Source organism: Methanosarcina baikalica (assembly GCF_031461075.1).
GTDB classification, from domain to species: domain Archaea; phylum Halobacteriota; class Methanosarcinia; order Methanosarcinales; family Methanosarcinaceae; genus Methanosarcina; species Methanosarcina baikalica.
Window position 1 is genome coordinate 18,274 of the sequence record NZ_JAVKPK010000016.1, and the last position, 23,252, is coordinate 41,525.

19 protein-coding genes and 1 tRNA gene are annotated in these 23,252 nt (G+C 41.8%); 9 read left to right on the top strand and 11 right to left on the bottom strand.

Features of this window, described 5'->3' with window-relative positions; genetic code table 11:
• Window positions 1–230: 230 nt before the first annotated feature.
• Genes RG963_RS05470 through RG963_RS05480 form a run of 3 tightly spaced genes read right to left on the bottom strand, consistent with a single transcriptional unit; the run spans window position 231 to window position 4,992 of the window.
• Window positions 231–836, bottom strand: a complete 606-nt coding sequence (locus tag RG963_RS05470; RefSeq protein WP_310575267.1) for a sarcinarray family MAST domain-containing protein — start codon at window positions 834–836, stop codon at window positions 231–233.
• A 4-nt stretch (window positions 837–840) separates the two neighbouring features.
• Window positions 841–1,998: a DUF7286 family protein gene (locus tag RG963_RS05475; protein ID WP_449566834.1), complete on the bottom strand. Its 1,158-nt coding sequence runs from the start codon at window positions 1,996–1,998 to the stop codon at window positions 841–843.
• A gap of 15 nt (window positions 1,999–2,013) precedes the next feature.
• A complete protein-coding gene (locus RG963_RS05480; protein ID WP_310575269.1) occupies window positions 2,014–4,992 on the bottom strand; it encodes a hypothetical protein in 2,979 nt (992 codons plus the stop codon).
• Window positions 4,993–5,491: 499 nt separating this feature from the next.
• Here RG963_RS05480 and fae point away from each other — a divergent pair, with 499 nt between their 5' ends.
• From fae to RG963_RS05505, 5 genes are all read left to right on the top strand, one after another.
• Complete coding sequence (fae, locus tag RG963_RS05485) at window positions 5,492–5,974, top strand: formaldehyde-activating enzyme (protein ID WP_310575270.1); 483 nt, start codon at window positions 5,492–5,494, stop codon at window positions 5,972–5,974.
• A gap of 645 nt (window positions 5,975–6,619) precedes the next feature.
• Entirely contained in the window at window positions 6,620–8,062 is a 1,443-nt protein-coding gene (locus RG963_RS05490; protein WP_310575271.1) for an MBL fold metallo-hydrolase, read from the top strand.
• A 999-nt stretch (window positions 8,063–9,061) separates the two neighbouring features.
• Complete coding sequence (locus RG963_RS05495; RefSeq protein ID WP_310575272.1) at window positions 9,062–9,469, top strand: DUF1699 family protein; 408 nt, start codon at window positions 9,062–9,064, stop codon at window positions 9,467–9,469.
• Window positions 9,470–9,839: 370 nt separating this feature from the next.
• Window positions 9,840–9,959 carry an HTH domain-containing protein gene (locus RG963_RS05500; RefSeq protein WP_310575273.1) on the top strand — a complete coding sequence of 40 codons (120 nt, stop codon included), beginning with the start codon at window positions 9,840–9,842 and terminating at the stop codon, window positions 9,957–9,959.
• A gap of 20 nt (window positions 9,960–9,979) precedes the next feature.
• Window positions 9,980–10,273 carry a transcriptional regulator FilR1 domain-containing protein gene (locus RG963_RS05505; protein WP_310575274.1) on the top strand — a complete coding sequence of 98 codons (294 nt, stop codon included), beginning with the start codon at window positions 9,980–9,982 and terminating at the stop codon, window positions 10,271–10,273.
• 443 nt (window positions 10,274–10,716) lie between these two features.
• On the opposite strand, the gene RG963_RS05510 is transcribed toward RG963_RS05505, so the two are convergent.
• The 5 genes from RG963_RS05510 to RG963_RS05530 all read right to left on the bottom strand — a co-directional run bounded on the left by RG963_RS05510 (window position 10,717) and on the right by RG963_RS05530 (window position 14,680).
• Window positions 10,717–11,163: a flavodoxin domain-containing protein gene (locus RG963_RS05510; protein WP_310575275.1), complete on the bottom strand. Its 447-nt coding sequence runs from the start codon at window positions 11,161–11,163 to the stop codon at window positions 10,717–10,719.
• A gap of 214 nt (window positions 11,164–11,377) precedes the next feature.
• Window positions 11,378–13,144 carry a PAS domain-containing protein gene (locus RG963_RS05515; protein ID WP_310575276.1) on the bottom strand — a complete coding sequence of 589 codons (1,767 nt, stop codon included), beginning with the start codon at window positions 13,142–13,144 and terminating at the stop codon, window positions 11,378–11,380.
• A gap of 294 nt (window positions 13,145–13,438) precedes the next feature.
• Window positions 13,439–13,591, bottom strand: coding sequence for a hypothetical protein (locus RG963_RS05520; RefSeq protein WP_310575277.1), 153 nt, complete (start codon window positions 13,589–13,591; stop codon window positions 13,439–13,441).
• Between the two features lie 547 nt (window positions 13,592–14,138).
• Entirely contained in the window at window positions 14,139–14,462 is a 324-nt protein-coding gene (locus RG963_RS05525; protein ID WP_310575300.1) for a class I SAM-dependent methyltransferase, read from the bottom strand.
• Complete coding sequence (locus RG963_RS05530; RefSeq protein ID WP_310575278.1) at window positions 14,429–14,680, bottom strand: class I SAM-dependent methyltransferase; 252 nt, start codon at window positions 14,678–14,680, stop codon at window positions 14,429–14,431. Before RG963_RS05530 ends, RG963_RS05525 begins: the two co-directional genes overlap by 34 nt.
• 575 nt (window positions 14,681–15,255) lie before the next feature.
• Between RG963_RS05530 and ilvD the strand changes: the two genes are divergently transcribed.
• A complete protein-coding gene (gene ilvD, locus RG963_RS05535) occupies window positions 15,256–16,917 on the top strand; it encodes a dihydroxy-acid dehydratase (protein ID WP_310575279.1) in 1,662 nt (553 codons plus the stop codon).
• Between the two features lie 145 nt (window positions 16,918–17,062).
• On the top strand, window positions 17,063–17,245 hold the full coding sequence (locus RG963_RS05540) for a hypothetical protein (RefSeq protein ID WP_310575280.1): 183 nt from the start codon (window positions 17,063–17,065) through the stop codon (window positions 17,243–17,245).
• A 35-nt stretch (window positions 17,246–17,280) separates the two neighbouring features.
• Here RG963_RS05540 and mtrH read toward each other — a convergent pair whose 3' ends face one another.
• From mtrH to mtxX, 3 genes are all read right to left on the bottom strand, one after another.
• Window positions 17,281–18,213 carry a tetrahydromethanopterin S-methyltransferase subunit H gene (gene mtrH / locus RG963_RS05545; RefSeq protein ID WP_310575281.1) on the bottom strand — a complete coding sequence of 311 codons (933 nt, stop codon included), beginning with the start codon at window positions 18,211–18,213 and terminating at the stop codon, window positions 17,281–17,283.
• 82 nt (window positions 18,214–18,295) lie between these two features.
• Window positions 18,296–18,889: a tetrahydromethanopterin S-methyltransferase subunit A gene (locus RG963_RS05550; RefSeq protein ID WP_310575282.1), complete on the bottom strand. Its 594-nt coding sequence runs from the start codon at window positions 18,887–18,889 to the stop codon at window positions 18,296–18,298.
• Window positions 18,886–19,743 (bottom strand): methanogenesis marker protein Mmp4/MtxX, encoded by an 858-nt coding sequence (gene mtxX, locus RG963_RS05555; RefSeq protein WP_310575283.1) that lies wholly within the window; start codon window positions 19,741–19,743, stop codon window positions 18,886–18,888. Before mtxX ends, RG963_RS05550 begins: the two co-directional genes overlap by 4 nt.
• Before the next feature lie 455 nt (window positions 19,744–20,198).
• Between mtxX and RG963_RS05560 the strand changes: the two genes are divergently transcribed.
• Complete coding sequence (locus RG963_RS05560; protein WP_310575284.1) at window positions 20,199–21,986, top strand: replication factor C large subunit; 1,788 nt, start codon at window positions 20,199–20,201, stop codon at window positions 21,984–21,986.
• 878 nt (window positions 21,987–22,864) lie between these two features.
• Window positions 22,865–22,938: transfer RNA gene (locus RG963_RS05565), tRNA-Val, on the top strand.
• The last annotated feature ends 314 nt before the right edge of the window (window positions 22,939–23,252 follow it).

Sequence of the window (23,252 nt, forward strand, 5' to 3'; positions counted from 1 at the left end):
GAATGGAATAAATTGTCCTTAATATTATTACTTATAGAAAAAAAGGGCGACAAAAAGTAAAAAGCTTAAGAATTGAAAGAGAGTTGAGCGCTAATTCACAAAGAGGAAAAGCTCCATGTTTCCTTATTTAAGTGCTCAGTTGTCGATGCTGAACTCAATACAAGTAAATAGATAAAATTATTGAATTTATTTATTCAGAATAAATTCTAAAATAACTCTCCGCAGGTATCTCACCTGCGGAACAGGGCGAAGACAAATGCAAGAACTAAAATCGTGCCGGCAAGTGTGAAAGCTGGCGTTGATGCAGATGTGGACGAAGGCTCGGTTTTCGGAACTGGTTGTTCTTCAGAAATTGGAGCTTCACCTTCGTAATGCTCATTGGAAATGGTGCAGTAAGCGACTGTAAATTCGCTATTTACTAATGTTTTTCCACCCGTACCCAATTCATCAACTTGGTATACAAAATCAATAGGTATGCTTCCACCTGCCCACTTTTCAGTTGGTTTCACAGTCCATTCGAAAATTTCCGTTGAATTTTCTTCGATAATTTTCCCAGAATATTCTTCCATCCTTGAAGTTGGGCCATCTATTATAATAAAATCATTTTCTTCAAGTTCACTCAGCTTGACAGAGACGTAACATTTTTGGTATACTGTGAAGTCAAATCTTATTTTAAAAGGTTCTCCAATCTTTAAAAGAGGTTTTGCAATTTCTTTTCCAGGGAGTGCTTGGTCATTGTAGTAGACATCTATAGAACCATGTGGACTATTAGCAGAAGCTGTTCCTACTAAAAAAATGAATATAACTCCCACAGTAATTAAACTGATATTTTTCATACTTTTACCCCATTTCCAGTATCATATCATCATATCCAATTGATTTTTCCATGCGATCGCCCAGTTTATCTCCAACACCTTTTGGTCCTGCTCCAACAATTGTTGAAGCATATCCATTAAATCTGAATTTTAGAGGAATATTATCTCCGATTATTATTGGAGATCCATCATCTCTCTGTTTAAATGGGTGTCTTACACGTTCTTCTTGCCTTAGATACCTCTGCCCCTTATGCCCGAAATAAGGCTCAGGAATCACCTCGTTGTCATTGTCGATAACAGTAAAAATCTGATATTTTCCCACAATCTCATAAGTCCACACATTCACGGTAAAAATCCAGTGAGGTGGCAATACCGGCAACCCGCATGGAACAGCTTCCATAGTCCTATCCAGCCTTTTTGAAACCTTGTATCCAACCTCTCCTGAATACCTGTCAACAGTTTCATTTGCCAGATTTTTCAATTCGCGGTCTATTTTACCGAAGCCGGCGTCAAGAGCTTCGCCTTTATTTACTGTGACTGCACAGATTCCGTTTGCAACGCCAACTCTAATATCAGTATCAACTCTATTCAGAGTGGCTTCAAGCTCATCAGGTCCAACAGGCGGGTTTGAATTTCGAATTTCAGACTTTACGGCGGCGGAGAGTTCTGACGCGAGTTCATCCGTAGTGGATTTTTGAATTACCTGGTCGTCGGAGAGGCTGTTAAGGTAATTTGTTGTGAGCGCCCGGACTCTATTTTCCTTTATCCAGTCGGAAACAACAGGATTTGAGTTAACTTCAAAGGCTACCTTTTCAATTATCTGAGACCTCATTTCCTGAGCGTATGTGTGCTTCAGGTTAGAGACTTCGGTGTTGAGATGGGTTGTATCCAGGGTAACATTCTGTTCGCTGAGGTTCTGCTCAAGCAGGAGAACTTCTGCGTTCAGGGTGGAGATGCTCTGGCTGATCTGCTGGGAAGTTTCGGTTTTTACGGATTCGTCACTTGAAGAAATTGCATCTGCGATCTCCTTGGAAATGCCGGTTGTGAAAATACAGGTGTTCCGAACACCGAGGGGATAAATCGTTTTTCCGGTCATGGAATCGGTCCATTCGTATTCTTTCATGAGGTCGAAATCAGGATCATGGTAGAGGTAGTTCGGTTTCTGGTCAATGATCAGGGTCAGATTTTCGGTCCATTTTTATTTGCTTTCCGGCTGACCGGTGACGGTCATCGTGGATATGATGCCCATATCTTCTCCTAGAGCTGAGGTAGCTCTTTCAATTGCCGGATTATTGAAAAGAGTCATCGGGCCTGAGGTAACGCTGTCAAGGGCACTGATATCGAGGCCTTTTTCCTCAAGGGCATCGAGTATATAGGAATTGAGGTCAGAATCCAGCTTACGGTTTTTCCGGTCGATATCTTCGATCAGCCTGTTGTAAGCCTCATTTTTTGCAATGTAGCGAGCAGAATCGCTTGAGGTGTACATTTTCCCTGAAGGCGTGAAGTACTGCTCTTTGTTTACGTAAGTATCCCGGCTTTTTTCCAGATCCAGAATGAGTTTTTTTGCAGCTTCTAGTTGCAGGTCTGTAGGATCCCGGCCAGGAGATTCAGCAAGGGAATAATTGAAGGCTGGATTGGCCTTTTCGACCGAATAAAGCATTCCCAGGACTTCTTCTGCCATTACCCTGTGCAGCCACGGAGGGATATCACAACTGACAGCATGCCGGGCAAGGTATTTCCCATCAGGATATGCCCAAAAATTGCTCTCGATTGCCCTTAAATCCACATAGGCACCCCTGTATTTGTCTGCAGCATCGGAACAACACGGGTCAAAACTTTTGTCATTGTCTACACTGTCTGAATAAACTGTTGTTTCTCTGTATTCCCTTTCTATGGGATCAGCATAAGTCGACAAACCCGTATAGCCGCCTGTCGGAGGGCAGCTGTGGTAAATTATGGTCAGTTTTTCGGCTTCGGTTTCGGTGTGGGAAAAATATTCCAGATTGACTTCGCCTGCCGTTTCGGAGTCCGAATCGCTTGACTTATCATAATGAGTTACAGTCGTATAATTTCCATCAGGCAGTTGCTCCCTGGTTTTCCACCTGTAAGTATAGTCATAACTGTAGTCTATTTTCCATGCAGTTCTTATTTTATAGGAAATATCGTACCTGACTCCCCAGTCAAAAATATGGTCTTCCCGGTTCAGGTAGCCTTCGCTCCTGTTTTCAACCGTAAGTCTATCATTACTTGCGTAAGAGTAATGAGGCTCAATATTTACATCACTTATATCGGCAGAGATCAGACTGACAGACGCCCCCGTAACAGACCAATCGACCACACTTCCTTTCGGAGGGTCAATTGAAGGGCTTAAGGATTCGGAATAAGAATTTCGATTGGAGTTGTTCCAGGAATAAGAGGGCATAAGAGACCCTTTATGCCTTCCGGATGCGAAATAGTCCGAATCCCAGCTAACGGTTTGCCCGCCGAACGAAACTGAACTACTGTCTAAATCAGCAGTGATTATTGAGGCCAGCGAGTCTGGAGAATCAAAGCCATCTCTTATTATTTGCCCCTGTACCGGAGCCGTATAAACGCTATCCGTGATTGCATGGATAAGGTCAGGATTTTCCTCTATCCATAAATGGTCATTAAAGACCCAGCCATCGAGAACTCCATCTGTATAGTCTGAGGCTGAGGCTGTTATTTCCGAATATTCGGAAAGCTCCTTCAAAGAAGTATTTGTCTCTTTAAGAGATTGTCCAATGCTTTCTTCCACGTCCAGGGAAAATGACCTGTTCTGTGCAAGCGAATCATAAGTGGTTGTGAGGTTTACGCCTTTATTTTTTTCATATGCACTCTTATTTTTTTCATAAAGGGACTCTGAGGTGTTGAGGCTGGTAGAGAGGCCCGAATCTTCTTTTTCGTTGCTGAGAGTGAAAACGTCTTCGTAGAGGACCTTCCCGTTGTAGTAGATTGTGTATGTAAGAGCCAGGGGATCAACCGAATCAAAAACCCTTTTTTGAGTATAAAGAGTAGCCCCGTTAATTGAGCTTGAAAGGGCAGGGTTGGTCAGGATGTTGAGAGGGCCATTTGCATAATGTTGCCAGGGGCCGTAAACGAAGGTCCGCAGGTTTGTCGCTCCGAGCACAAGATTAGATGTCGACTCAAGGTTTGAGGAGTTTCCAAGTTCGTTTTCGTATTCCCTTACCAGTTCTTCTAGAAGCGGTTCTCTCGAAGTGATCAGCGTGGAAAGGTTCATACTGTTGTTGAATCTTTCTCCTGATTCAAGGTTCACAAGGGTATAGTTAAGGACAGGGATTTCAAAAACATAGTAAATAGTGTAATTTTTGTCCTCACTTCTAGTTTCCCGCTGCAGATTTCCTTTTACTTGCTTTATCCTTATCTGCTCGGGTGTTATGTCAGGTTCCACGTTGATTGCATATTCCATGAAGGTGTGGCTATTTCCCTGGTAATTTGCAGAGAGCAGCCTGTTAAAAGAGTTCACTGTGATATCTTTTACAGGGCTTACTTCGAGCATGAACCAGTCCGAAGCTTTGAGGTCATCCCCGTAATAGAGTTCGACTGATGCATATCCTGATGCTGCATAATCCGGAATTTTGGCATATTCCTCAAAGGAAACTTTTTGAAAATAACCGGTTGCTTGGCCGTAGTTCAGGTTTTTGATTTCACGGCCTGAAGAGTCATTGATAACCAATATAATATCCCTGTTTTTCCAGAGGGCTTCGATTTTACCCCAGATATCGGATGGCAGGTTTATGGAAACTTTAAGCATGTCGCCTTTTTCAAGGTTCTGATTTTCTGGGATTACCATGAAACCATCCGCAGAAAACCTGTCAACAGGATTGCCTTCGGGCAGGATCACAGGATGTTCTCCCTGCCATTCAAGGGCTTCCATCCCTGCATAGTTCAGGCAGCGAGCGAGGTCGGATGCAGCAAGATTGATAGCAGTCTGCCTGGGATCACTGTTTTCTGTAGTGTAAATGGTTTCGGCTACTTCGCTATCTATTTTTAAAAGATATACTGAGGTAAAGGTTGCAGCAAGGATAATGAAAATCCCGATTACGGCATAGGGAATATACGCACAAGTATCCTCAATGAACGATGGAAATTCATCGGATAATTTATCAGCCGTAGATCCTGCCCCCAAAAAAGACAAATATAAAAAATATTAAAGTGTTTCCTCCATAAATATTTTACTTCTGATTGGAAAAACATAATAAGATAAAAATAAGCCAAAAATAAATACCTCAAAATAAAAAATAGTGAAATCTCTCTGCTTCGGTTTAGAGGTTTACTTAATTACTTCCATTGATTATAGGTTCCTTGAACTCAGGACAAATTTTTATAGAACTTCTCTAATATAATCTTTTTTGGGACCTTGATGAAATTTTACTTATGCCTTGATCTGGAGCACTTTTCTTTGTTTACGCTGTTGAAATTACAACTGCCAAATTATTTATGTATGTGTATAAGTATTACAAGCTTAACTATTCTTTACGATAGAAATAATCGTGCTTAATACCCTATTCGTTATCTAATTTATTTAGCGGATATGAAGATAAATTCACTTCTCTATCCGGGAATTTTGAGTATCGAGTTTTCTATTGTAGAATAAAGATGAGGTGTTTAATCTGGTCAAAAATATTCTAAAAAGTATGGTAGGAGAAGCTCTCATAGGTTCCGGTCCGGAAATTGCACACATAGATCTGGTTATCGGACCTAGAGGAGGGCCCGTAGAAGCAGCATTTATAAATTCGCTTGCAATGCCCAGGCAGGGCCACACACCACTTCTTGCAGTTCTTGAACCAAATGTCCAGCCAAAGCCTGTTACTTTGCTCGTAAACAAGGTAACAATAAAGAATGTATCTCAAGCTGCCCTTATGTTCGGGCCGGCTCAGGCTGCGGTTGCAAAGGCAGTCATGGATTCCGTAGCTGCTGGCGTGCTCCCTGCAGAAAAGGCTGATGACATTTTTATTATCGTTTCTGTCTTTATCGAATGGGACGCAAAAGACAAGGACAAAATTTACGAATACAATTATGAAGCAACAAAGCTTGCAATAACACGAGCCATAGATAACAGTCCGACTGTTGAAGAAGCGCTCGCTAAGAAAGACTCGGCAAAACACCCATTTGCTTGAGCTTGTGGGTTCAGGACAGTTTAAATTTAAAACGCGATTTATTCCGGGTTTAAACCTGATAGATTTACTTTAAATTGTGGGCAGGGTTGGGGTATCTAACCTTTTCAAAGAGGTTCTCTGCCTGCAATTTTTTTCTAAAGAGCTTCAAAATATTTTAATTAAAGTAGAAACGCTCATGAAATGCTTATTCATGCGTCTTCGGTTAAGTGAGGAATCATGACAAATTGCCTCCATTTCTGCAACAGTTATTATAAATTTAAACACATTGTGGGTTGGAGCAAGATATCGATTTCATGTAAAAAGGCCAAAGTTTAATCAGGATTAAGGTGCAAAATCGATAGCTTTCAGGCAAGAAAATTCCTTAACCGATGACCAATGAATGCTTATTATATATTCTTCAGACTTTTCTTTTTTCTTGTTTTTGGGGTGTCTGAGAGAAAAAAATAATCCCCGGAAGGCGGAAGGTAGAAGGCGGAAGGTAATACGTGTGAGCCTGAAACAAGTGTAAAATTGAATATAAGAAAGGGGATATAACATAAGATACAAAATATCCGATAACAAATTTCTATTGGTGCAGTAATATAACCTGTATGGCTATTTACACGAACATTGCAGGTATAATCCGGTTATCCGGGGGAAAATTTTATGCAAATAGCTCAGTTTTTTGTAAAAGGCATAGCTCACAGTTCATATATCCTTGCAGGAAAACAGAATTGTGCGGTTATTGATCCGAGTAGAGATACAGATATTTATCTCAAAGAAGCAAAATCCAGGGGCTTGAAAATTACCCATATTCTGGAGACTCACCTGCACGCTGATTTTATCTCCGGGCATCTGGATCTTGCAGCAGCAACGGGGGCAAAAATCTATGCTCCCAGAGTTGCTAACTGTGAGTTTGAGCATACCGGGCTGGCTGAAGGCGATACCTTTGAAATTGAAGACATTGCTATAAGGATACTGGAAACTCCAGGGCATACACCCGAGCATATCTGCTATGTTGTTTCAGATACTTCGAGAGGTTCTGATCCGGTTGCAGTATTTTGCGGAGATACGCTTTTTGTTGGGGACGTGGGCAGGCCAGACCTGTTTCCCAACCGGGCAGAAGAACTTGCTTCAAGGCTTTATGACAGTTTGCACGAAAAATTGCTTTCCCTTCCTGATTCTTGCGAGGTCTACCCTGCTCATGGTGAAGGTTCTCTTTGTGGGAGAGTCCTCGGAGCCAAACGCTCAAGTACAATAGGCTATGAATGCAAATACAACTATGCCCTGCAGATTCCTGATAGAGCCGAATTCATAGATAATCTTACAACTGATATGCCACCTGCACCCGACCATTTCAGCCGCTGTACTGAAATCAACCGGAAAGGGCCGACAAAACTCAAAAGTCTTCCACCTGTAAGGGAAATCCCTCCAAAGGAATTTTTCAATCTTTCTGGAAGGGATGACATTGTTATTCTTGATACACGCTGCTATGAAGGGTTCGGGGGAGAACATATTCCAGGTTCCTGGTGTATTGACCTTCGGGGCAATTTCGCAACCTATTCAGGCTGGCTCCTGCCTCCGGATAAACAGATCCTGCTTGTATCAGAAAGCGAAAGTTATGCTATGGAATCTGTTGTCTGGCTGCACAGGGTGGGGCTTGATAATATAATCGGTTTTCTGGGCGGAGGGGTATTTGCATGGGTGACTGCGGGTCTCAGGGCTTCCCATGTGCCCCAGCTCTCAATCCCGGAGCTTCATGAATGGATTATAAGTGGAAATCCACTTGTAATTGTCGATGTAAGGGCCTCTTCAGAGTATGAGACTTTCCATATAGAAAATTCCATTCATATCCCGGTTCAGGATCTCAGGGAAAGGTACACTGAACTTGATCCTGAGGCTGAGAAAATAGTTATATGCAGTACGGGACACAGGTCCAGTATGGGCTGCAGTATTCTTAAACAGCATGGTCTTTCCAGAGTGAATAATGCCGCAGGAGGAATGACAGGTTATAATGCCGCAGGTTTCGGACCTGAATGCCCGATATGTGCCCTCTCCTGGGCTGGAAAAGCCGGGAAGGAAGGGAGACCAGAATTTTTTGGAAAGTGAGATCAGGAAGAGTGATGATCTGGGTTGAGACTTAATATTTTCAGGAGGCTGTGGCGGATGCCGGGAATCTGGGCTGTTTCTCCTTTCTGCCCCCTAAAATGCTTAATACTTCAATTGGTTGAACATGGGACCCTCAAGAAATTTTTTGGGGAAAAGGTCAAACATAGTACATATTTTATAAAGTTCTTAATAATGATGAATTGGGAATGAATATTTGCAGCAGGCTTATTTCATGCTTTTTCTTTCCCTGGATATTTTTCTGTCTCAATGAATTTCTTTCTTCTTGGAAGTGTTTTTGCTTCTTACCTTTAACTCCTCTCGCTCTTTCCTCTGGAGGGTAAAGTTGCCAGGAAGCTTATGATATTGAGTATTACATAATAATAGGGCAGCTTCCCTTGCCAGATCTATGATACTGAAAATTATACTTGCTATTTTACATTACCAGAATCAGCTCTTAAACTTTCTGAGGTCAATAGGGCTGTATTCGAAGCAGATCTATTTTTTTAAAAATTTCCTGAGTTATCGGTTTCTCAATAAACAATTTGAAGTATAGTGATCTGGCAAAGTGCCATTACAGATGTTGCAGTAAATTTTTTCTAATCTGTCTCTCGCGGTAGAATACCAGGAGTTTTTTCTAATATGTAGCGTTCTGTAAAACTTACTGCAAGTTAAAAGACGAATTCCGGAAAAAAGCGGATTAAAAGAATAAAATCCTTCCAGAATTTTATAGGTCCGCTCCCTTGATTACTGTTTCCTTGATTTCCTTGCTAAGAACGTTCCTGCAAGGACTAAAATTTCTGAGTTATGGTTATTTTTTCAGGTTTTATCTCTTCCAGGCTTTTTCCAGCATTTAAAGGAATCTGACAGGAGATAGATAATCCAGAATACTCCAGCGTACTGTGTAAAGAATAAATGTGCTGGTAGATAAATATTTATAATCAGTATAAGTAGTTTATATTGAGGTAAAAACGTAAAAGAACTTTACAGTGGGGGAAAAGTATGAAAATAAGAGTAGTTAGTTCCAGAGAGGAAATTTTTACTCTCAATCCTAATGAACGTGTCGTTCACCTGGCTTTCAGGCCTTCGAACAAAGATATCTTTGCACTTGTTGAAACATGCCCGAAAATTGAGGTAATTCAGTTACCTAAATCTTATAGGCGTACGGTCTCAAAATCCATAGAAATGTTCCTTGAGATGCAGAGAATCCAGCTTATTGAAGGAGATGTATGGGGTCACAGGAAGGACATTAACGAATATTACAGTATTCCTTCCTCAGTGATTGAGAAAATAAGGGAGCTAAAATCGGAGGGTACACCTGCTGAGAGAATCGAAGAAAAGGTTTCAAGGGAAAGCAAACTCAATCCTGAGATGGTTGCTTATATCCTGACCAAGGAAGCTCCTGCCTGAATAGATATCAGGCCAGAATTTCCACTAAATTCTTGAACGCAGATAAAACCATGCAAATAGTATCAAATCTTTGGGAATTCATCCATTATCCAATTTTCAGCTTAAACATTAAACTTAAGGAGCCTCAAAAGGCCCCCTGACCTTGGACAATAGCATAAGCTATCCCGGTCAGGGAGACTCCACATGTTTTTTAATCGTCAACTGCTTTGTTTTATATTTTTGTTTATATAATAAGTATCTTTTGTAACCTTTTTAGTCACATAAAACGCGAGAGGAGACTGAAGGGTTGCAATTAGAACTTCTAGAGTTGATTTTACTTTCCGATAAGTGAAAACAGTTATTGCTTTTTCTGAAAAACGGGCCGAAAAACATGGATGAAATCAAGGAAGCTCTTCAGGTAACTTCCACAGCCATCCGACCTCAAATTAAAAAATTAAAGGAAAAGTCTCTGGTTATTCAAGAGGACAAAACTATATACTCTCCCTTATAGGAAAAGTTTTTGTTGAAAAAATGCAGCCGCTTGTCAGTATAATTGATGTTTTCGAGGACAATTTTGAGTACTGGACTGAAAGGGATCTGCATGAGATTCCCCCTTCTTTTCGAAAGCTGATTGGAGAACTCGGGATCGCGAACTTTACTGTTGTGGACAAATTTTTTATGATCTCTCTTTTCCCTAAGAATCAGAAGCATTTCGATAGGGGAAGTCTGATAAGTTATGAGCCTTCAGCTCTCTTATTTGGAAATGAGCTTTTTAACGAGTTACTCAGGAGTTCTACCCCAATTACTCGAGTGCCATCTGAATAAAATAAGAAGCTTGCCTGCACAGACCTGCGCAGGAATATGTCTCCAGAACTGTTGAGCTTTATGTTCCAGTTTACTTTGTGACAATGTCCTCAATTAGAGTTACACGTATAATTTCACCAGGTTCTTCTCTCCTGACATTCCTTAGTTTTTCTCATAAAAGGTAAACTGTCGCCCGAGTTTCGTTTCCCGAATTACGCCTCGGGATCACAGAAATATCTCTTATTTTCTGGGAGTTGCGATATAATCGCAACATCAGGGGGATCCGTTTCGCTGCGCTCAAGTGGATTGATATGGACAAGTAACACTGCTCTCTTTCAAGAGGACCAATTTACAAAATTACGATCTTTCCGGCCCATCCATTTTTTCTATGGTCATATAACTTGAAATAAGTTAAGTACGGATATCAGGTTCGAAACTACAAGTTAACTTGCTGTTTCCTCTGGTTAAGCTGTTTTGCTCCTGTGTTTCAGCTTTTCGGCAATGTCAATACCCAGCCTTTTACATTCCTGGACATCCTTATCTGTGGGTTTGTGAAGGATTCGGAGCACAGGGTCTATGACATTCATTCCCATTTCTCGCATCTTTTCGGCTATCAGTATGGGCGCTTCTCCGCTCCATCCGTAAGACCCGAAAGCAGCTCCTAATTTGCCTTCTGGGTTTGTGGCAGCAAGAGTTTCATTCATGAATTTTTCCATCGGCAGTAGCATTTTATAGTAAAAAGTTGAGGAGCCAACTGCAATTGCATCTGCTTCATTAATATCTTCGGGTTTTACGTCATAAAAGCTGACAGCTTTTACATCCACATTCTTCGATTCAATTCCACTAGCTATCGCTTCGGCCATAGCTTTTGTATTTCCTGAGGTGCTGAGATAAATTACTATTGCTTTCAACCTTATCCCCATCCTATATAATATCTAATATTAACGCCGGTTACGTACAAAAAGTGAGCTAAAATACGCAAGTGAATGTCTACTCGAAGCCCAGGGAAAATAAATTGAAACCTGAGGCCTTCTCACTTTTCCTGTCCTGCATTAATTATAAAAATTATTTTAAATAAGGATTTCGTCCAGGATCAGGTTTACTTCAGGCATGAAAGAAAATCCTTTATGCCAGGTCTGCCGCAATACGGATTGGGGCTATATAGTTCACTACCTGGAGAGCTACGCTTTCAAGAAAGTTGCGGGTATTCTGGGAAATTCTGTCCTTAGTATGAGAAGCAAAGTTAAGGCTGCCTATAATTTCTCCTCTGTATTTCATAGGAATCACAGCTACAGCGGTAATTTTTTCCTTCCTGATCAGGTCTGCCATTTTCTCTGAGAAAAAATCAAGCTTATAAACAGGTTTTTCAGTCCAGATCTGTCCTGCTTCAGGGGAATTTCTCTTATATGTGGAAACACTTTTCACAAATTCGGAAGAAAGTCCTCGATATGCAACCAGATTAATCTGGTCCAATAGCTCGTCTTTCAGGTATATGCCTGCAGTATCTATCTCTTCTATCTGCAGGCAGGCATCAAGAATCCGGTTAAGCATAGTCTGAAGGTTCCATGTGGTATTCAGGGATATCCCAAGTTCTCTCTGGATCTCGAGCATCTCCTGTGCTTCTTTCCTTTCAGTAACATCGACAACTATTCCCTGAAAATGAACCGCATCTCCCTTATCATCTCGCTGGATAAATGTCCGCTCCTCAACCCAGCGCATACTGCCGTCCCTGGTAAAAATTCTGTACTCCATCTCGAAAGAATCGTATCCTTCTCTTATTGAACGCGCAAGATTTTCGATAACTGCTTTAATATCGTCTTTATGGATTATATTCCCGTAAAGTATATTTCCGGAAGTGAAGTCATCTACTGTATACCCGAATTGTATTACATTTTCGGAAACAAATTCTGAAGGCCAGTTTTCCATATTTTTCCATATAAAAGCTACCGCCGGGCTTTTGTTGATTATAGTTTTCAGCATTTTCTGCATTTCAAGAGATTTTCTCAGGGCTTCTTCAACTTTTTTTCGGGGAGTTATATCAAGCACTATCCCCTGAAAACAGCTTACTTTCCCATCTCCCTCTCTCTGGATAAAGGTTCTTTCGTTTACCCATAGCACGTCACCGGCTTTTGTAAAAATCCTGTACTCTGAATTAAAGCTCACCTCTCCTTTCTGGATGCTCCTTTCAAGGTCCTCTTCTACTTTTTCCAGGTCGGCTGGATGTATGATTTTCCCGTATTGAATCGTCTGGGATATAAAATCATCAACTGTATATCCAAACTGTATCACATTATCTGAAACAGAAACGGCAGGCCAGTATTTTTCGTTCCTCCAGAGAAAGATCACTGCAGGGCTGTTATTGATTACCGCAGTCAGCATTTTCTGCATCTTTAGAGTTTTTTCCAGTTCTTCTTCATTTTTCTTCCGCTTAGTGATATCGAGCACTACCCCCTGAAAGTGTGTTATCTCACCGTCTGTATTTCTCTGAATAAAGGTCCTTTCATTTATCCATCGAATGTCTCGGGATTTAGTAAAAATTCTATACTCCATATTAAATGCAGGATCAGCACTTTTTACTCTTTTCTCAAGTTCCTTTTCAATCTTTTCGAGATCGTCGGGATATATTATATCCCTATACATTACCCTTCCAGAAGTGAAATCTTCTACCATGTATCCGAAATTCGCTACGTTTTCAGAGACAAATTCTATAGGCCATTTATTTTCGTTTTTCCTGAGAAAGAGCACAACCTGACTGTTATTGATTATCGTTCTCAGAGTTTCTTCTTTTTCTAGGGCTGTGTGAAGGGCCTCTCCTCTCGTTTTGTTTCTACTGTCTGTCTTCTGGAATCTCGTGTTTAAAGCTTTTTTATCTTCCGCATCCTCATCATCCATTTCTCCAACCACCTTCAGAGGGCCCTACAATATCCCCCTTTTATATGCTTCTGCGTTATTTTTCCGTGTCTCTCATCGACATTTCTTTTATATAATTATGTTTCTATCAAATATTAGTTTTCTTGATTACTGTATCTTATTTCATATTTCTATCAGTGCTAAACACCGATAACTATAAACAAGGCAATTTTTCAGCTCTCAAAAGTATGGCTCTAGATATTGAATTTCATTTTCGCACAGTGACCGTAATCTATATATATAAAAAAGATGGTAGTAAGATTCCGTACTCCGTATTTACAGATGGACTTCTGCCAGCCAGAAGAGCTCTGTCATTAAAAGCTCCTTTATCACACCACCAACGAAAACCGGCTGGATAGAAGGCTTTAAAGTCCGCGTGCCTATCATGAACCCCATTGTGAACCCAACAGGTGAGTAGCTAAGTATCATCAATCAAAATGGATGTTTATCGGCAAACAGTAAGTTAAAGCGGATTTAGAAGACAATATTGTAACTCAATAAGATCGGTAAATACGGAATACGATACAGAAAAATGGCAAAAGCCTGAAAAGGCAAAAATGGCAAAAAGATCTGAAAAGACATAAACCTCCATAAAAGGGCTTGCAGTAAGGTATGAGGGAAACTTTACTGCAGTTCCTTTGATACAGAAAAATGGCAAAAGTCTAAAAAGGCAAAAATGGCAAAAAGGCCTGAAAAGACATAAACCTCCATAAAAGGGCTTGCAGTAAGGTATGAGGGAGACTTTACTGCAGTTCCTTTGCTTTTATCCATTCCTTTGATTAGCTCTTTATAATATCATTGGGCTTGAAAGTTCATTTCTGAGCGTATGCTTTGATTTCCAGCCTCATCATCTGGACATGGATATACCCCTAATTATCCGGGGAGCGGAAGCTGACAAAAAGATTCATAAGATCATCTATAAATTTATTTCTCAACCTTTCAGGTACTTGCTGTGTGAACGGGTGCCAGGTTGAGGCTATTGAGGCAAGCTTTCTTTTCCCACAAGAGCCATATCTTTTGAGTTCATTTCCAGACGTTTCACTATAAAACCTGTATTTTTGAGCCATTCCCGATATTCTTCAGGTCCGTAAAAACCATATGGAAAAACAAAATCCCTTAAATACCAGTTCCATTTTTCATCTTCAAGTATTGAGTCAATGATTTTAAGGATTCCCGCAGCGTTTCCCCTCCCTCCAAACTGAGCCAGTAATGTTCCCTCGGTTCTGAGGCTTCTCGAAAAACCTTTCAGGACAGGTTCTGAACTCTTTATCCAGTGAAGAGCAGAATTAGAAAAGATAATGTCGTATTCGGAGTCAAAAAGAAGTTCTCCCTCCTGTCTGCATAAGGCAAGGTTTGGGGATTGCTCGGGAAGGTAATGAGCTTTTGCAAAATTAACCTTGCTTCTGAAACATCAATTCCGAGAATCGAGCCTTCAGGCAGGTTCTTTACTATTTCGGCACTGAGTCTTCCGTCTCCGCACCCTATATTAAGAACTCTTTCGTTTCCTTTAAGGGGCACTTTTGTGAGAAGCTCGAGTTCCCAGTTATTCTGGGCCTAAAAGCTGGAAGTATAAAGTTCGGGGTTTCAGTAGTACATGAAAATACTTTGTCCCTTTATAAAATAAATTTTTCCAGCGAAAATAGAGATTAACTCTTAATAAAGAAAGTTTTAACAGAAAAATCTCAAAAGAAACAAAAATGAGTAATATAAGTATAAATAATAAAATTTGGTGAACGGGTATAACCCTCTCGTGGCTAAGTGTTTGTGGTGTGTTCTTTATCGGGTGTGATCTTGTAGATGTGGTCCAGAGGAGGCCCGTTCACTATGCTATTGATTTAAGACTCTAAATGGCTATATAAATATTTGGGTATTATTATATTAAATTGCCGTTTTGTGAAAATATATGCAAATTTTAAGACCTGGACTAGAGATTTCTATCCGTATTTATCTTTATTTTTCCATCCATATTCCCAGTACTTTTGTCTGTCCCCTTCGCAGATTTTTCTTCCCCAACCTGTTTATACTATGAAGTTTTTTCCTATCTATACATTATAACTTTTAACTTTCATCGCGAAATTCTATGGAGATTTAACATGAGAAGCGATATCATCAAAGAGGGACCGGAACGAGCTCCCAACCGCTCACTCTTGAAAGCGACCGGGGTCACAGATTCGGAAATGAAGAAACCGTTCATCGCAGTCGTCAATTCCTGGAATGATATAATCCCTGGTCATATGCACTTGAATAAACTTGCGGAGGCTGTAAAAGCCGGGATCAGGAATGCCGGGGGAGTTCCTTTTGAATTCCATACTATAGGGATTTGCGACGGAATCGCAATGGGACATGAAGGTATGAAATATTCCCTCCCCAGCAGAGAAGTTATCGAGGATACAATTGAACTGATGGTTAAAGCCCATCAGTTTGACGGCATGGTCCTTATTCCCACATGTGACAAAATCGTGCCAGGGCACCTTATGGCAGCAGGCAGGCTTGATATTCCTTCAATTGTTGTAACCGGAGGGCCGATGCTTCCTGGATATGTGGATGACAGATATACGGACCTCATCTCAGTCTTTGAAGGGGTGGGTGCTCACAGGGCAGGCAAGCTCTCAGAAGCCGACCTTAAAAGACTCGAAAATCTTTCATGTGCAGGAGCCGGATCCTGTGCAGGAATGTTTACCGCAAACACAATGGCCTGCATGACCGAAGCTCTAGGGCTGAGCCTTCCGGGCTGTGCAACTGCCCATGCAGTGGATGCTAAAAAGACTCGTATTGCCAAGGAATCCGGAGAGCGCATTGTGGAGATGGTCAGAGAGAACCTGACTCCCAGAAAGATTGTCACTTTCAAGTCTTTTGAGAATGCTATAATGGTGGACATGGCCATTGGAGGGAGTACGAACACTACTCTCCATCTTCCTGCCCTTGCCCATGAATTTGGGTTAAAGCTACCTCTCGAGGTTTTTGACGAACTGAGCAAGACGACCCCTCATCTGATCTCTCTGCGTCCAGGCGGCCCGAATTTCATGCTGCATTTTGACAGGGCAGGTGGAGTTCAGGCAATTATGCAGAGACTTTCCCCTAAACTCCATCTGGAACAACTTACTGTTAACGGCAAGACTATTGGGGAAAACCTGAAAGAACTGGATATTGTTAATCCGAAGCTCAATAAAGAGATTATTGCAACTCTTGAAAATCCAATTCATGCCCAGGGAGGAATTGCAGTCCTGAAAGGCAGCCTTGCTCCTGACGGCTCGGTTGTAAAACAGGCTGCAGTTGATCCAAGGATGCATGTTCATACAGGCCCTGCAAGGGTTTATGACTGTGAAGAAGACGCTATGAAGAGCATCCTTGCAGGCGATGTGAAGCCCGGAGACATCCTTGTTATCCGTTACGAAGGCCCGAAAGGCGGCCCAGGTATGCGGGAAATGCTTGCAGCTACAGCTGCAATAGGAGGCATGGGCCTTCTAGAATCGGTAGCTCTGATAACCGATGGGCGTTTTTCCGGAGGTACCCGTGGACCTTGCATCGGGCATGTCTCCCCTGAAGCCAGTGAAGGAGGGCCGATTGCTCTGGTAAAAGATGGGGATATGATAGAGATCAATATTCCTGAAAGGGTTCTGAATCTGAAGGTTTCAGAAGAAGAGCTTAAGCACAGGAAAGCTGTCTTCGTACCTCCGAAAAAGGAAGTTACAGGTTATCTTGCCAGGTACCAGCGTTCCGTTCATTCGGCAAATACAGGTGGGATAGTGGACTGAGCTGCCTGATAGTTCTGTTTTATAAAAGATTTTTATTTCTGGGGGGTTTTATCCCTCCCTACCTTTTCTAATTTTTTTCAGCCTCAAATCTATCTTTTCTGAAGAACCCTGCGAAGAAATTAATCCAAAAATTGGGGGTAGATATTTGGAAGTAAAAGGACTGTGTGCAATTTGTGGACTTCCGGTTAAATTGTATACCTGCCAGTTATGCGGAAAAACTGTATGTAGCCAGTGTATTGATCTTAAAAAAGGCATCTGTATCAGCTGTTCCAGCGGCAGGGCTGGTCATTATATACATGATTTAGGGGATAATGGGGGGCTTAAGTAATTAAACTAAAAAATATGTTTTAAATCTCAGGTAAATCATACAAGCAGGTTTATAGGGTGCCTGGAGACAGGTTCTATATCGAGGTCAGCTACAGCCTCCGCAATCATTATATCGCTCATGGCAGCCATGGGGAAAACATATGGGGCATACTCGATAGGTCCGTAAAGGATAAAATCTCCGGCTGCTGCCTGCTGCAGGCAGGTTGATCCAATATCGCAGATTTTGTACAGGATAGGGTTTTCTTCTTTCTTCCGATTCAGCCAGTTCCAGGCCGAAGGCGCATTGTGTATCCCCGAGCCTGTTGGGTGTCCCCATTTTGCTTTTGCGGTGATGGTCATCCTGAGTGCAACGCCTGCTCCGTTTCCTATCGGCGTGATGCTCGGGTCTATGAGCTTGTTAACTATCCCGCAACTGTCTGCTATTGAAAGAAGTCCTTCTTCCAGAAGTCCTGCTCCGTTTTCCAGCAGTTCCATCCTACCCTGGAGGGTTGAGTCCATTGCATTAAAGCCAAGGATAATAGAACTGTCTATATCGGATAGAGCAAGAGCCTCTATTTCCGAAGCGTTTATACTCAGATTTATGGAATTATAAATTGCTCTGTCCGCAAGCCCTATCTCGCTTACATATTCTGCTGCATGGGAACGCACAGCTCCTTCGGGGGAGTCGATAAGAAAAGGAGCTTCTGAAATTTCGGTCACAAAGTCAATATATCGAGTAATGCTTTTAGGGGTAGTACCGAAAATATGGATAATATGCGGGTTTCCTGTTTCTTCCGAACTTGCTTCCTGCAGGTTTATCAGTTCTTCGGCAGCATTCCGGTCAAACAGGCCTTTTGCAACGTCTTCTACGATTTCATGTTTATCATAAAAAATAGTTCCTGCAAGCACAGTCGGGAGTTCTCCTGGCTGTCCGCCTACTTTAACCCCTGCAATGTTAACTATTTCCTGTTCTGTCTGGAACTTAAACATCTTTACGCCCTCAAAATCTACAGGTTACTATTTTATTTTAAAATATCATAATACTTTCGAAGTGAGTCTCTTTCATTGAAGATCAGAGATTTTTGGCCTGGCAGACAATTCCCGCAGTTGCGTCCATAACAAATTCTTCGGAAATTATTACATCGCCTGAGATAGGGACTGCAAAGGAAGATTGCCTTCTTTTCGGGGAACAGACGATAAAAGGCTCATCAGAGTAAGCATCTCCTCTATCTTTATATTTTTCCACGAGCCTCCTGATTTCTTTGGGGTCTACCAGTCCGATCCTGTCAAGGAGTACGACTTGATGCTGAAAACGTCTGACTGCTTCTCTGGATACATTTTCTATAAAAGGGATTGCTCCATCGGAGCCAACAATCCTGCCCTTTTCGTCAACTCCGTTTTCATGAATTGCAAGCAGCGAATGACCTGCCAGATGCCCCCTTGACTCCGTCCCACAGACAAGGACATACCGGATATTAGAATTTGAAATAACATTTACGATTATTTTTTCGACTCCGAGATTTTCGGTTTTTGAACTTCCCCAGATGGCCACTTCAGGTGAAGAATTGATCTGGCTTGCAAGAGTTACAACCGCAATCCGGGATTCGGGGTTCCCTACATTGTAGTCGCCTTTTACTACCGGCCATGTATCTGAAATGGTTTTCAATGGATCACCTCTTTTCTTTCCTTATTCAGGTGGGATAGTGCACTTGCAAGCATTATAGCTTTAGTGAAATGTCCGCCTACCCTTGATGTGTCCACAAAAACGTAATCGTCCATTAGCACTGGAGCCCCGAGTCCATCGCCTCCGCCCAGGAAAGCAATTGTTCGGAAGATCAGGTTTCCTGAGATCCCGTCAGGGGCAACGATAAAGTTCGATTCTTTTATGGCGTCTTCAATAAGAATAGTGTGGTGCTTAGCATTGATCCCCAGTTCCACAGCTCGCCCTGTCACGAATTCCCCATCCGCAAGGGTCCTGTCTACACGTCTGTCCCTTCCTATATCTCCAATCCTGCCTCCGGAAAGCACGCCGACTGCAGGTTCGATCCCGAACCTCCTTATATATTCGGCGCCAAGAGTTATCATGCGGAGTTTGTCTGCAATGCTATTTCCCTCATCGATTCCTACGGGGGCGAGAAAGAAAGGCGTCCCGTCAACCGTCAGGAGCAGGGCAAGCCGGCAAATTCTTTTCTTTCCGAGGGCTTCTTTAAGGTGAAAAAGGGCTCCTGATGCCTTTGCAGTGCCCCGAATAGCAGCATCGACTTTTCTTGAAATAAGGAGTTCTACAAGAGTCTTTTCCGGATCGTCTGTATCCATTACCTCAAGTTCTGTCCCGATCTCATCGATTTCTTCTTTGCTTCCAACCAAAACGACATGTGCATATCCCAGTTCCTGGGCTTTCCACGCACTCTCGAGAATTTTGGGAGTTGGTTCTCTTATTCCCATTGCTACTCTGGCCCTGTTCGCCCTGGCTCTTATTTCAATAGCCTCAAGGAGGGAATACATGCTATTTTTTTCCATATCCATCCTAACTTTTGTGTAAGATTTTAAGTAGTTCAAAGAAGTACAAACAGGATCATTAATTAATTTTGTCCCTGTAGAGTTGAGACTCCCAAGTTTCGCTTCGGGATCACAGGAAATCTAAGATTTTCTGGGAGTTGCGATGTCATCGCAACAGCACGAGGTCCGTTTCGCTGCGCTCAGGCGGACTAACTGCAGGTACTGGCGTTTCACCTGAGGCTATCTTAGAATTGAAGGAAAAGTTTTGCTTTGTCAGGTCGCCAGATTTATTTAACAATTGGAAATTGTCTATTTTCTATAAATGTAAAAAAATAATACACATGCAAATGTAAATTTATTGTTTTCCAGTTGAAAATAAGCATCATGAGACGGTATGGATAAAGATTTTTTACATAATAAAAAAATCAAAACGTATAAAGTTAATAATTAGTTCTTTTTTATTGGTATGGTTTAAGATGATGTCGGCAATCGAATGGGCTGAGAAATACCGGCCCAAGACCCTCAAGGAGATCGTGGGGAACAAGAAGGCGGTGCAGGATTTGCAGACCTGGGCTGAGGAGTGGCTTTCAGGCCTTCCTGAGAGAAGGGCAGTGATCCTTCACGGGCCTGCAGGTGTAGGGAAGACTTCAAGTGCTCACGCTCTTGCCCGGGATCTGGGCTGGGAAGTAATCGAACTCAATGCAAGCGACCAGAGAACTGCAGGTGTGATCGAGAAGATTGCGGGATCGGCAGCGTCGATGAAGACTCTCTTCGGAGGAAAACGCCTGATCATCCTGGACGAAGCAGACAATATTCACGGGACTGCAGACAGAGGCGGAATGCGGGCCATTGCAGGGATTATAAAAACCACACTTCAACCAATAGTGCTGATCGCAAACGACGTTTATGGGTTGACTCCTGCTATCAGGAGCCTCTGTCTTGAAATAAAGTTCGGGTCCGTGCAAAGCCGTTCTATGATTCCGGCCTTAAATAAGGTATGCGAGAGTGAGGGAATTTCATGCAGCTCGGATGCATTCCAGAAGATTGCGGAAAGTGCGGGGGGTGACCTCCGGAGCGCAATGAACGACCTTCAGGCTGCTGCCAACGGGAAGGAAGTGCTGGAGGTGGAGGATATCAGCACTTCAGGCAGGGATGTCAAGGAAAATATCTTCAAGGCAATGCAGAAGATATTCAAGAGTACTGACTGTAAAAGGGCCCTGGAAGCTGCCCGTGGGCTTGATGAAAGTCCTGAAGACCTTATACACTGGATTGATGAGAATCTGCCTATCCAGTATGCCTGCAAAGACGGGAACCTCGAGGATATAAGAGCCGGTTTTGGTTATCTTTCTAAGGCTGATCTCTACCTGGGACGTGTAAAGAAACGCCAGAACTATAGGATGTGGAGATATGCCAGTATGCTGATGGTTTGCGGAGCTGCGATCTCAAAGGCAAGGCCCTACCCCGGATTTATCAAGTATCAGCAGCCTTCACTCTGGAAGAGGCTCGGGCAGACCCGTTCGAAGCGCGATCTCAGGGACAATATCGCTTCTAAAATAGGAGAACACAGCTTCAAATCCATGCGCTATTCCAGAAACAATCTGCTGGAGCTTTACTCTCATATGTTGAGGGACGAGGAATATGCGGTTGAAATTACTGCAGGCCTTGGGCTTGAGCTGGAGGGATTGATATATCTCTCGGGAAGCACAAAAGCCAGCAAAAAATTGCAGAAAATTTATGATGAAGCACAGGAACTGCTCCTTGAAGGAAAAGAAGAATCTGAAGAAATGGAATTTTTCAAAACTCCTGCTCCTTCAGGAAACAATGCACATGTCTCGCCCGGTTCCGCAGTTAAAATTCCTGGGGAAAAAGAAAGGAAACCTTCTGGCAAATCTGAAATTTCCGGTTCTCTGACTTCCGAAGGCAAGCAGAAGATCCTTAACTGTGGTTTTGACATTTCTCTGGAGGAGATTTCCGGGAAAAAGAAGAATTTAGGAAGTAATCCGCCTGATACCCTCACATCTGATGGTACTAAGAATAAGAATGCTTCTTCTTTGACTGAACCCTCTGAGAAGGAAGCCTTGAGCGGTCCTGAACCGCTAGAATGCACGGCTTTTCCTGAGTTTTCAAAGCAAAAGGAACTTACAAACAGCGAACCTGTTCTCAAGAAGGTTAACGAACTTAAGCCTGCAGATCTTGAGGTCGAAGCCACCGAAGTTTCCAAAAAAACCGAGTCGAAAACCCAGAAGACGCTTTTCGACTTCTAACTTTTTTTCGCTCTTTGTTCAAAGTAATTTACTTTTTCTTTCCGGATTGCAGTATCGTAAAAAGATTTCCTTCAGACTGCATAGGACTTATGAAAAAAGCTGAAATTCAAAATTGGAACAAAGTTGAGATAAGTCACAGTAAAATTAGATCAATTTTGAATAGATTGATATAAACTCTGCATAAGCTAATAATTTTACAAAAGTGTGATCATTTACAGGAAAATTGAGAAAAAGAAAGGAAAGTTTGTGAGGAAAGAAAAGTTTGTGAGCGGGTTGGAGAGTTTTGGGGAATAGTTGGGGGAATAGTTGGGGAAATAGTTGGGGGTTATACTATGGAAAAGAGACCCGCTCACTCGAAATGAATACCTATTAATGCTATAAATAGCTTTTCATTTTATTTTTTTTAATTTATAATTGAAAACTTATAAGCCACGCTCGTCTTGTTGGCAGAAAATTCCACTTCTTGACGTATGGCTCGATAATTAATGGGCAGAATTAAGACCTGAAATCAATATATTTTGTTTAATGTTTTATTCCTCAAAACTACCGCAGGCTTACTCTGTAAATGAATATATCTAATTCTCCAAAACAAGTACACTTTATTTCAGTGTCTTATTTTTCCTGTACAAAAAATCTTAGACTTGCAGGATATACACCAATTTCATAATACCTAAACAGTAAATCCTGTCCCTTGCTGATAATCCTTATTACTAACGTTTCTTTTTAGATATTTATATTGAGCGGGTATTTGACTTTGTGTAATAATTATTCAGAAAATAATCTATAAAGTCTCCCCACTAACAAAAGAGATATATATAACTAGTGACATTTTGGTCTTGCTCTTAGAGCAATTCTGCGAATGTAAGCAACGGTAAAATGGGCTCGTGGTCTAGTCGGTTATGACATCGCCTTTACACGGCGGGGATCCTGCGTTCGAATCGCAGCGGGCCCACTCTTTTATTTTCGATTTAGATGCCTTAAATACCTTCTTTTCTAATGCTCTAATTCTTGCTTCAAGGTCGATTTTTACTTCGGGTTGTACAACTTTAAGTTCACCATTAAATTCCTCGTCTAAGGAAACTGCGTAAACAGGTTTGCCATTGTATTCTGTTTTGAAAACATATGCTGTTTCTCCAGCGATATTAACTTCAGATTGTTGCAGCCTTATTAATGGATATTATATTTCTGGTTTTGCCTGCTGTTTTGTAATCTTGGATTTCCCAAAATTTTTCATTATTCCCTCTCTATTATACTAAGAATTTGTAA

Coding starts and splice junctions, on each gene's coding strand:
- mtrH (WP_310575281.1), bottom strand. CDS start 18,213: ATGTTTAAGTTCCAGACAGAACAGGAAATAGTTAACATTGCAGGGGTT.
- RG963_RS05500 (WP_310575273.1), top strand. CDS start 9,840: ATGGATGAAATCAAGGAAGCTCTTCAGGTAACTTCCACAGCCATCCGA.
- ilvD (WP_310575279.1), top strand. CDS start 15,256: ATGAGAAGCGATATCATCAAAGAGGGACCGGAACGAGCTCCCAACCGC.
- mtxX (WP_310575283.1), bottom strand. CDS start 19,743: ATGGAAAAAAATAGCATGTATTCCCTCCTTGAGGCTATTGAAATAAGA.
- RG963_RS05560 (WP_310575284.1), top strand. CDS start 20,199: ATGATGTCGGCAATCGAATGGGCTGAGAAATACCGGCCCAAGACCCTC.
- RG963_RS05495 (WP_310575272.1), top strand. CDS start 9,062: ATGAAAATAAGAGTAGTTAGTTCCAGAGAGGAAATTTTTACTCTCAAT.
- fae (WP_310575270.1), top strand. CDS start 5,492: ATGGTAGGAGAAGCTCTCATAGGTTCCGGTCCGGAAATTGCACACATA.
- RG963_RS05490 (WP_310575271.1), top strand. CDS start 6,620: ATGCAAATAGCTCAGTTTTTTGTAAAAGGCATAGCTCACAGTTCATAT.
- RG963_RS05470 (WP_310575267.1), bottom strand. CDS start 836: ATGAAAAATATCAGTTTAATTACTGTGGGAGTTATATTCATTTTTTTA.
- RG963_RS05515 (WP_310575276.1), bottom strand. CDS start 13,144: ATGGATGATGAGGATGCGGAAGATAAAAAAGCTTTAAACACGAGATTC.
- RG963_RS05505 (WP_310575274.1), top strand. CDS start 9,980: ATGCAGCCGCTTGTCAGTATAATTGATGTTTTCGAGGACAATTTTGAG.
- RG963_RS05520 (WP_310575277.1), bottom strand. CDS start 13,591: ATGATACTTAGCTACTCACCTGTTGGGTTCACAATGGGGTTCATGATA.